Below are 3,894 nucleotides of genomic sequence, written 5' to 3'. Positions count from 1 at the left end.
CTGCCCCAGTCCGGGCCGCTGCTTGGTTGCAGCATGCGCAGCCAGCACGACGACAGCTCGCCGTCTTGGCTGAGGCGGTCCCAGTGGAAACGCACGCAGACGCGGTTGAGGCTGTCGGTGAACAGTTCATGACCGTTGGGCGAGACCACCACGGCGGTCTGCGGGCCAGGGCTGGTGGGCTTGGCGTGCTCGAACGGGCTGCGGTAGGGCGCGTTGTGCAGCTGGCCTTCGAAGTGGCTGATGAAGAAGCCATAAGAAGCTTCGCTCAGGGCCGGCCAGAGCAGCGAATTGTCAAGTGCCAGGCACCTGCGCTCGACCAAGCTAAAGCGCAAGCCACATCTGATAAGGCTCAGCGGGGGCTGCAGCCACTTGACACACAAAGGCGCGGTCAAGCAGGCGGCTGCAGGGCGAAATGTATAATTACTTCGCCAGTCGCGATCATCTATCACTCCGGAAGAGGTTTGAAGCTCTGTAATAATTCATCCCAAAATACCAACGCTTCCTCATTCGACTTAAAGTTGCTTCCATTTTCATGAGTGCCTAACTCAATTGCGATATAAGGGCGCGTATTGGACTCCAGTGTGCCATCGTATTCGAATTGGAAAGCATAAAAGGTTTTACCCTCTATGACAGCGCTAACTGCCACTTCTTCCCCATCAATGCCACCAACAGTACGTTTGTTCTTGCGAAGGGTTTGTAAACGGCCATTGTTTGACAGCTCTCCTACTGCCGGATCATAGTCCTTTCGCTCAAATCGTTCGAGCAGGCTGGGCTCTTTCTCAATGATGCTCTTTGTAAGAAGGCTTACGTAGCTTCCTGAGTGTCCCTTGATTTGTGCGCCCATATATATTTCTTCGAAGAACTGATCATTTGGAAGCATAGAATAACCTGCTTCCAATGCGAACGCACCGTGCGGTGGCTCCGTATCAGGGTGTCTGAAATAAATGGCATTGCTTAGCTTTCGCATGTTCTCAACTGCTTCAGGTACTCCGTTAGGTGTAACACGTTTTATCATCATGTGATACAGCGTATTTTTACTGGTGAGCAAGTAGGCATCAAAGGTGTAAAGAGTGCTGAGGCGCGAAAGCAAAAGAACACTTCCGTTGTCGAGCTGAATTGTTTTTTCGTATTTGCTGCTTGTTCCGCGAGCCACTCCTTTATCTAGATCATCTATAAGTTGCTGAGTGAGGATAGGCAGTTGAGATTTTCCGTTTTTGCTTACCAGTTCAATTTTCTCATCAAAAATCTTGTAGTCAGCAGCGATTTCCGATCCTTGCGGAAGCGATAATTGGAAGCGGCCGAAGTAGTGCGTATTCCAGTTGTTGCCGGGCATGGCGGCCTCTCTTGATATATTGGTGGCTGCGAGAAGGGAGTATGATGCACATGTTAAAATTACAGCAAGTAAAAATCGGTTGGCTATCATCCTGGATCCCTTTTGCTATCGAAAAGTCAAATGCTCTTGGAAATTCTGACCAGGCTGTACAAAGTGGCAAATTGCGTTCGACCAGCCTTGTCAGTATAAGCATCCTGGTGGCCGTAGCCAGCCGTGTTGTTGAACGCTCCTTCTTTGCAGTAACGGTTGATTAGTCCGCCATTTTGTCCGTGAGCAAATGCACCCTGCACACCTGGTTTACCTCGAGGTGCAATAGATGAGAATGCGGGAACTGTACCGTCGCCAGGGTAGTAGCCAGGACCAATGCTAAGCGTGTACAAACCGTTTAACGTGATCTCAGCATCCAAATTGTCGCTGCTTAGATTAGCTGTCTTGATATCAAGGCCTTGTAGGCTATTGGCTGCCCATTCAATGGTTCCCCAAGTATAAAGCTTTGAGGATTTGGATTCGGCAGCATAGTGCACGAAAGTGTTAGTATGGTATTTCTTTTCAATGCTGGCGTGAAACACCTTTACTTCATCTATTACGTCGCAAAACGCTTGTCGCAAAGATGGTGGTGTTGACTCAGCTTTCTTTAATTTTGTGGGTTTTGGCTCCCTGGCTGAGACAACGCCAGCAGGGTCGAATAATTTATTGTTTTGCTCAGGAACCAATCCCCACCATTTTTCCGATTTATAGATTTCTTCATAAGGACATTGCTCGGGAAGGCGGAGCACTCTTTCTAGGCTGGATTTATCCTTTGCAAATAGCCACGGTTCGCCGTCGTTATAGTCATGAGAAGGTAACAGTTCTAGCGGGCCATTTGCGAATGCCATCACTGCTACTCCATCTGCGGCATCTCGCCCCAGAATTTTCTTTTCTGCAAGCGCCTCAAAACCTGCTCGAACCCGCTTGTAACTTGCAGGCGCTCCAGTTGCGGGCATGGCACCATGAATAACGCCATATATTTTACTAAACCCATGACATGCAACAATTGCCCTGGCTACTAACCCCCCCATTGAATGAGTGACGATGATGACTTTCTCGGCTTTGCCATTGTAGTGGGGAAGCACCGTATTGTTGATGTAATTGATGATGTCTTTTGCTGAGTCGCGGTTCGACTGAAGCCAATTATAGCCGGCCGCCCACACCTCATATTGTGTATCTGCTGCGATTTTCAAACCGCTCGCATCGCCCATTGCTGCAAGGCTGGGGTTGTTCTCCCAATCCCCCCAATCGCTCGGCATTTGCTCCGCACGCGCTTTCCATTCGCCCTGAAGATCGTTGTTGCGCATGATGTCATTCATCTGCCGCTGCATTTCACCCATAATCGGATGATAGGCAGAGCGCATGATTGCTCCCCACTTGCGCATTCGCATGTCATCTTTTGATAGCCCACTGCCGGCATCGTCCAACTCGCCTCCTTCGTAGACACCTACCGCGCCCGGCGTCGAGTCGAGTTCCGCCTGCCTTTGTTTGGATGACTTGAACCAGCTGCCAAACAGCAGGCCCAGCGTTTTGACAACCGGGAATACACCGTCCATGTTTGGGGCAACCCAGACACGCTTCTTGGTCTTCAGGTTCATGAGGTTGGTGCCCATGATTCCGGGAATGAAGATAATCGGTACTACCTTGTCACGCTTGCACGCTACACACTTCTCTACGGAGTCTTTGGATGAAGAAAGTGTGGTGTTGGCCGTCAGCATGCCATCCTCATCGTACTCTTGAGGTAGGTGCAGCGCGGCATCTTTGGGTGTCGAGGTTTTAGTTCCCATGGCGAGGTCCCTTATTTCTAGCTGTGGATACACGAGGCTTAGCGGAATCACTCATCATGCATCCCCCAATACTTTGATCTTCATGAACTCAGCAATCTGACTCTGCTGCACCGGAATCTTCCCTGCTGCATCCGACACATACTGCATCACGCTGCCATCAGCCCTGGTCACCTCAACCTTCACCCCCGGCGCAGGCTCCCCGGTACTGAGCTTCTTAATCACATACGGGTCGGCAAAGTCGGTCTTGGGCATTTCATTGAAGCTGTGCGACAGGCTCGTCCCGCCACTGAAGACTTTCTTCGCCCCTTTGACATCAATGGTCCCCGGCGCATGGATTTCGATGTTGCCGCCCTTGATACGGATATATCCGCCACCGCTGGTCAACAGAATCCCGTCCTTGGCAGCGATCTCGATACCGGCAGCCGTCGAACTGAGTTTCATATTCTGCAGCGAGGTCAGCAGCATCTCGTCGTTCTGCGCCTGCAATTCAACCTTGCCCTTGGCAGCAAACAGCTTGGCGCCGGCGTTCTGCGCAAACAGGCTGATGCTCTGCACCACACTGGCCAGCAGCGACTTGCCGCTGGCGATACTGACATCCTCACCCGTACTCACGGTCAGGTGCTTGCCGCTGTGCAGGTGGGTGTTCTGCGGGGTGGCGGTAGCGATGTCGGCCGGAGAGGAGGCGATCAGCAGCGGCTTCTGGTACCCCGGGGTTTTGCCGCGGCCGCCGCTGCGGATCGCCCAGGC

General features: G+C 51.8%; 3 protein-coding genes and 1 pseudogene. All 4 read right to left on the bottom strand.

Features of this window, described 5'->3' with window-relative positions; genetic code table 11:
* Positions 1–332 (bottom strand): annotated as a pseudogene (locus H040_RS27105) (hypothetical protein); the annotation flags it as partial.
* 113 nt (positions 333–445) lie between these two features.
* Complete coding sequence (locus H040_RS27100; protein WP_027919396.1) at positions 446–1,333, bottom strand: T6SS immunity protein Tli4 family protein; 888 nt, start codon at positions 1,331–1,333, stop codon at positions 446–448.
* A 116-nt stretch (positions 1,334–1,449) separates the two neighbouring features.
* Positions 1,450–3,147 carry an esterase/lipase family protein gene (locus H040_RS27095; protein ID WP_027919395.1) on the bottom strand — a complete coding sequence of 566 codons (1,698 nt, stop codon included), beginning with the start codon at positions 3,145–3,147 and terminating at the stop codon, positions 1,450–1,452.
* A gap of 54 nt (positions 3,148–3,201) precedes the next feature.
* A partial coding sequence (locus H040_RS27090; protein WP_256208083.1) for a DUF2345 domain-containing protein occupies positions 3,202–3,894 on the bottom strand: 693 nt, incomplete at its 5' end.

It is taken from the genome of Pseudomonas sp. URMO17WK12:I7 (assembly GCF_003269045.1).
Lineage (GTDB): Bacteria > Pseudomonadota > Gammaproteobacteria > Pseudomonadales > Pseudomonadaceae > Aquipseudomonas > Aquipseudomonas putida_J.
Note: the sequence above shows the minus strand (reverse complement) of the source record. Positions and strands in the feature narration are given on the sequence as shown.

Excerpts from the sequence above, each read along its gene's own strand:
- H040_RS27100 (WP_027919396.1), bottom strand. The coding sequence starts at position 1,333 with ATGCCCGGCAACAACTGGAATACGCACTACTTCGGCCGCTTCCAATTA.
- H040_RS27095 (WP_027919395.1), bottom strand. The coding sequence starts at position 3,147 with ATGGGAACTAAAACCTCGACACCCAAAGATGCCGCGCTGCACCTACCT.